Here is a 4,618-nt window from a genome sequence, read left to right as displayed (position 1 = left end):
GAAGAGGTACGTCTCCCCGCCGCGCCTGGCCGCCGGCGACGGGCCGATCGGCGCGATGCGGCACTGGGCCCGGCAGTTCTACCCGCCGGACGACCGGGAGCACATCCCTGCGCCCGCCTCCCTCACGGCCCGCCCCGACCGCGAGACCCCGGACGGCACGCCCCTGCACCGGTAGACCGCCCCGCCCGCCGGCCCGGCTAGGCTGCCGCGCATGGCCCGTTTCACCCTGACCCGTCGCTGCTCGCTCCCGCCGTCCGACGCCTGGGCGCGGCTCACGGCATGGCCCCGGCACGGCGACCGGGTGCCCTTCACCCGCGTGGGTGTGGCACGCGGCACCGGCAGGGCGGCGGGGGACGTGGTGCTGGCGCGGACGGGGGTCGGACCGGTGCGGTTCGACGACCCGATGGAAATCGTCGCCCTGGTCGAACCGGAACTGTGCCGGCTCGCGAAACGGGGCCGGGTCGTCCGGGGCGGCGCCGAACTCCGGGTCCGCCCGGTGGGCGGCGGCAGCGCCGTGATCTGGACCGAGGAACTGCGGATCACCGGCCTGCCGGGGCTGTTCGACCCGGTGGTGGCATCGGCCGCGCGCCTCGTGTTCGGGCGGGTCCTGGACCACCTGCTGGCTGCTCCGCCGCCCGCGGTCTGACGCCCCGCCGGTCACCGGCCGGCCGCCTGCCGGCCCAGGCCCTGCTGGTGAATGTGGCGGGGCCCGTCGCCCCCGACGGTGATCGGCGCGGGCCGGGGCGGGCCGGTTCCACGGACGCCCCGGCACCGTGGCGAGGGCCAGGGCGGCCCCGGCACGGCGGTGGGGGCCGGGGCGGCCCCGCCCCCCACAGGAACGCCCGGTCGGCCGGTGCGGCCCGGCGCAGCAGGGGCGTCGCCGGGGGCGCCCCGCGGGCCTGGGACCATGGGCGGTCGGTACGTCGAGCAGGGGGACCACATGGAGCTACGGCAGCTGCGCTGCTTCGTCGCCGTCGCCGAGGAACTGCACTTCGGCCGGGCCGCCGAGAAGCTGCTGCTCGGCCAGCCCGCAGTGAGTCAGCAGGTCCGCCGCCTGGAGCGGGAGTTGAGGGTCGAGCTGTTCGACCGCTCCCCCCGCCACGTCCGGCTGACTCCGGCCGGAGAGCGCTTCCTGCCCGCCGCGAGGGACGTGCTGTCCGCCGAGGACGCAGCCCGCACCCTCGCCGCCGACCTCGCCGCCGAGCTGGCCGCACCCGCCGTGCTCCGGCTCGGCACCATCACCGGGCTCGGCGAACGGCTCGACCTGATCCTTGACACCTACCGGCGACAGGCCCCCGACGTGCGCGTCGAACTCCACGCCGCCCCGGTGCGGGAGCGGCTCGCCCGGCTGGCCGACGGCCGCCTCGATGCCGGGTTCGTCCGCGGTGCCGTCGCGGAGGACGACCCGGACCTCCGGTTCATTCCCGTCTGGCAGGACGAGTTGGTGATCGCCCTGCCCGCCCGGCACCCCCTCGCCGCCCAGCCCGACCTCGACCTGGGTGAACTCGCTGAACTGCCCCTGCAGTTGACCGAACGCCGCAACCATCCGGCGCTGGTGGACCTGGTCATGGACGCCTGCGCGCAGGCCGGCTTCCGACCGCTCCCCGGTCCGCCCCACAGCACCCTCCAGGACACCCTGGCCTCGATCGGCAGCGGCACCCCGATGTGGACGGTGGTCTACGCCGCCAACGCCCGGATGACCAACGCCCACCGGATCGCCTTCCGCCCCTGCCGGACCCCGTTGGCCCTCCCGACCTCGATCGCCGTACGACGCTCCGCACCGCTCCCCCGGCTGCTCCTGGAAGCCTGTACCGGGGGTCGACGGAGTCGCCGTTGACGCCGGGGACGGCGATCCTGTCGTCACGGTGGCGACCGCCTGCGCAGCCCCGGAAGGGGGGAAGGGGCGCCGAGGGCTGACGGTCGGTCGGCCCTCCCCCCGCCCTCGCCGCCGCGCACGCCCGGCTCACGGCCGTCCGGTGCGTCGGGCCCAGCGTCAGCTGCCGCACGCGCAGACGGCGGCCTTCGCCCCGGTCGGGCCGGGGGGCTGGCTCTGGGCCGCGGCGAGGGCCTGCTGGTCCGGCGTTCGGCAGGCGGTGGTGCCGCAGCAGGCCTGCGGCGCGCTGTCGGCGCTCTTGCCCAGGGTGTCGGCGTCGGCCTTCACGACGTAGACCTCCCAGGGTTCCTTGCCGGGGCCGTGCACCCAGACCTTGTCCTGCAGCGCGTAGCAGCAGGAGGTGTCGCCCCCAGCCTTCGGCCGGGAGGTACCCCCGTCCTCGAAGGTGGCCAGGCCCGCTTCCTTGAGGCGGGTGGTCGCCGCGGCGACCTGCTCGGTGGTGGCGACCTCGACGCCGAGGTGGTCCAGGCGGGTGTCCTCGCCGGCGTCGCCCTCGATGAGAACGAGCTTGAGCGGCGGCTCGGCGATGGCGAAGTTCGCGTAGCCGGGGCGTCGCTTGGTCGGCTCGGTGCCGAAAAGCCGGGAGTAGAAGGCGATGGAGCCTTCGAGGTCGGCGACGCGCAGGGCGAGCTGAACACGGGACATGGCGGGCTCTCCGATCCGAGGGCTTGTTTCGATATCGGTCTATGAAGCGAGCTTGCCTCTCCGAATAGATGACTGTCAACATAGACGTATGTCGAATCTGGAACTGCCGGTGATCGGTCAGGACGACCCGGCGGCCTGCTGCTCGCCGATGGTCCGCGAGCCCCTGGGCGAGGAGGCCGCGGTCGACCTCGCGAAGATGTTCAAGGCCCTGGCGGATCCCGTGCGGCTGCGACTGCTGTCCCTGATCGCCTCGCACGAGGGCGGCGAGGCCTGCGTCTGCGACCTGACCGGCCCCTTCGACGTCTCCCAGCCGACCATCTCCCACCACTTGAAGGTGCTGCGCGAGGCCGGCCTGGTCGGCTCCGAGCGGCGCGGCACCTGGGTCTACTACTGGGTGCTTCCCGCCGCGCTGGCCAGGCTGTCGGCCCTGCTCCAGACCCCGGACACCACCGCCACCGTTCCGTCCGGGGGCGCGAGATGACAGCGGTGGCGCCGCTCGGGCGTCGGGCCGCGGTCGAGTTCGTCGGCACCGGCGCGCTGGTCGCGGTCGTGGTCGGCTCGGGCATCCAGGCCACCGGGCTGTCCCGGGACGTGGGCGTGCAGTTGCTCGCCGACTCGCTGGCCACCGTCTTCGGCCTCGGCGTGCTGATCGTCCTGCTCGGTCCCGTTTCCGGGGCGCACTTCAACCCCGCCGTCACCCTGGCCGCCTGGTGGGCCGGCCGCCGCGGCGGTGGGGGCCCGACCCTGCGCGAGGTCGCCGCCTACCTGCCCGCCCAGATCGCCGGGGCGATCGGCGGAGCGGTGCTGGCGGACGCGGTGTTCGCCGAGCCGCTGGTGCGCTGGTCCACCCACGACCGCTGGGCCCCGCACCTCTGGCTGGGCGAGGTCGTGGCGACCACCGGGCTCATCCTGCTGATCTCCGGTCTGGCCCGCACCGGCCGTGCGCACGTCGCCCCCGTGGCGGTCGCCTCCTACATCGGCGCCGCGTACTGGTTCACCTCCAGCACGTCGTTCGCCAATCCGGCCGTCACGGTGGGCCGGGCGTTCACCGACACCTTCGCCGGGATCGCCCCGGCCTCGGTGCTGCCGTTCGTCGCCGCCCAACTCGTCGGCCTGGTGGCCGGAGTCGCGCTGGCCGCCGTGCTGTTCGGCCGCCCCGCCGCGGCGGCCGCCGAGGACGTCGTGGTCCCGCGCGGCGGGCGCGACGCGGCCGCGGTCGGCCGCTGAGCCCGTCCCGCCGAACCCGTTCGGCTGTTCCCGTTTCGCTGTTCCCGTCCCGCTGTTCCCGCCCGAAGGATGAACCCGTGAGCTCCCCCGCCGTCCCGTCCGTGCTGTTCGTCTGCGTCCACAACGCCGGCCGCTCCCAGATGGCCGCCGCCTTCCTCACCCGCCTCGGCGGCGGGCGGGTCGAGGTCCGCTCCGCCGGCTCAGCCCCGGCCGACACCGTGAACCCGGCCGTGGTCGAGGCGCTCGCGGAGGTCGGCATCGACATCTCCGCCGAGGTCCCGAAGGTGCTGACCGTCGAGGCGGTGCAGGCCTCCGACGTGGTGATCACCATGGGCTGCGGCGACGCCTGCCCCTACTTCCCCGGCAAGCGCTACCTGGACTGGAAGCTGGAGGACCCGGCCGGTCAGGGCGTCGAGGCCGTGCGCCCGATCCGCGACCGGATCGAGCAGCGCGTCCGCGGCCTGCTCGCCGAACTCGGCATCGAGGCCGCCGCGTGAGCGCCGCCGGGGTCACCGTCACCGGGATGCGGCCCGAGCACGCCGACCAGGTCCTGGCGATCTACCAGGCCGGCATCGACGGCGGCGATGCCACCTTCGAGCAGGCCGCACCGGCCTGGGAGGCGTTCGACGCCTCGCGCCTCGCCGAGCACCGCCTGGTCGCGCTCGACGGCGACCGGGTGCTGGGCTGGGCCGCCGTGACGCCGGTCTCGGACCGGTGCGCGTACGCCGGCGTGGTCGAGCACTCCGTCTACGTCCACCCCGGCGCCCGGGGCCGGGGAGTGGGTCTGGCGCTGCTGGAGGCACTGCTGGCCTCCACCGACGCCGCCGGGATCTGGACCGTGCAGTCCGGCAT

At 75.0% G+C, this 4,618-nt stretch carries 7 protein-coding genes and 1 pseudogene; 7 read left to right on the top strand and 1 reads right to left on the bottom strand.

What is annotated here, in order from left to right; all coding sequences use genetic code 11:
* The 3 genes and pseudogenes from ABT247_RS31905 to ABT247_RS31895 all read left to right on the top strand — a co-directional run.
* Window positions 1-175: pseudogene (locus ABT247_RS31905) on the top strand (Rieske 2Fe-2S domain-containing protein); the annotation flags it as partial.
* Window positions 176-211: 36 nt separating this feature from the next.
* On the top strand, window positions 212-646 hold the full coding sequence (locus ABT247_RS31900) for an SRPBCC family protein (protein ID WP_350749726.1): 435 nt from the start codon (window positions 212-214) through the stop codon (window positions 644-646).
* Between the two features lie 294 nt (window positions 647-940).
* Entirely contained in the window at window positions 941-1,837 is an 897-nt protein-coding gene (locus ABT247_RS31895) for a LysR family transcriptional regulator (RefSeq protein WP_350749724.1), read from the top strand.
* 156 nt (window positions 1,838-1,993) lie between these two features.
* Here ABT247_RS31895 and ABT247_RS31890 read toward each other — a convergent pair whose 3' ends face one another.
* Entirely contained in the window at window positions 1,994-2,539 is a 546-nt protein-coding gene (locus ABT247_RS31890) for an ArsI/CadI family heavy metal resistance metalloenzyme (RefSeq protein WP_350749722.1), read from the bottom strand.
* A 148-nt stretch (window positions 2,540-2,687) separates the two neighbouring features.
* On the opposite strand from ABT247_RS31890, the gene ABT247_RS31885 reads away from it, so the two are divergent.
* The 4 genes from ABT247_RS31885 to ABT247_RS31870 form a co-directional block, all read left to right on the top strand.
* Window positions 2,688-3,020: an ArsR/SmtB family transcription factor gene (locus tag ABT247_RS31885; protein WP_392904005.1), complete on the top strand. Its 333-nt coding sequence runs from the start codon at window positions 2,688-2,690 to the stop codon at window positions 3,018-3,020.
* Entirely contained in the window at window positions 3,017-3,766 is a 750-nt protein-coding gene (locus tag ABT247_RS31880; RefSeq protein ID WP_350749717.1) for an aquaporin, read from the top strand. Before ABT247_RS31885 ends, ABT247_RS31880 begins: the two co-directional genes overlap by 4 nt.
* 77 nt (window positions 3,767-3,843) lie before the next feature.
* Window positions 3,844-4,263, top strand: a complete 420-nt coding sequence (locus ABT247_RS31875; protein WP_350749714.1) for an arsenate reductase ArsC — start codon at window positions 3,844-3,846, stop codon at window positions 4,261-4,263.
* A 26-nt stretch (window positions 4,264-4,289) separates the two neighbouring features.
* The coding region (locus ABT247_RS31870) for a GNAT family N-acetyltransferase (protein WP_350749728.1) at window positions 4,290-4,618 on the top strand (329 nt) is incomplete at its 3' end.

The organism is Kitasatospora sp. NPDC001539, assembly GCF_040298565.1.
Lineage (GTDB): Bacteria > Actinomycetota > Actinomycetes > Streptomycetales > Streptomycetaceae > Kitasatospora.
This window is presented reverse-complemented; position numbering and strand designations above follow the sequence as displayed.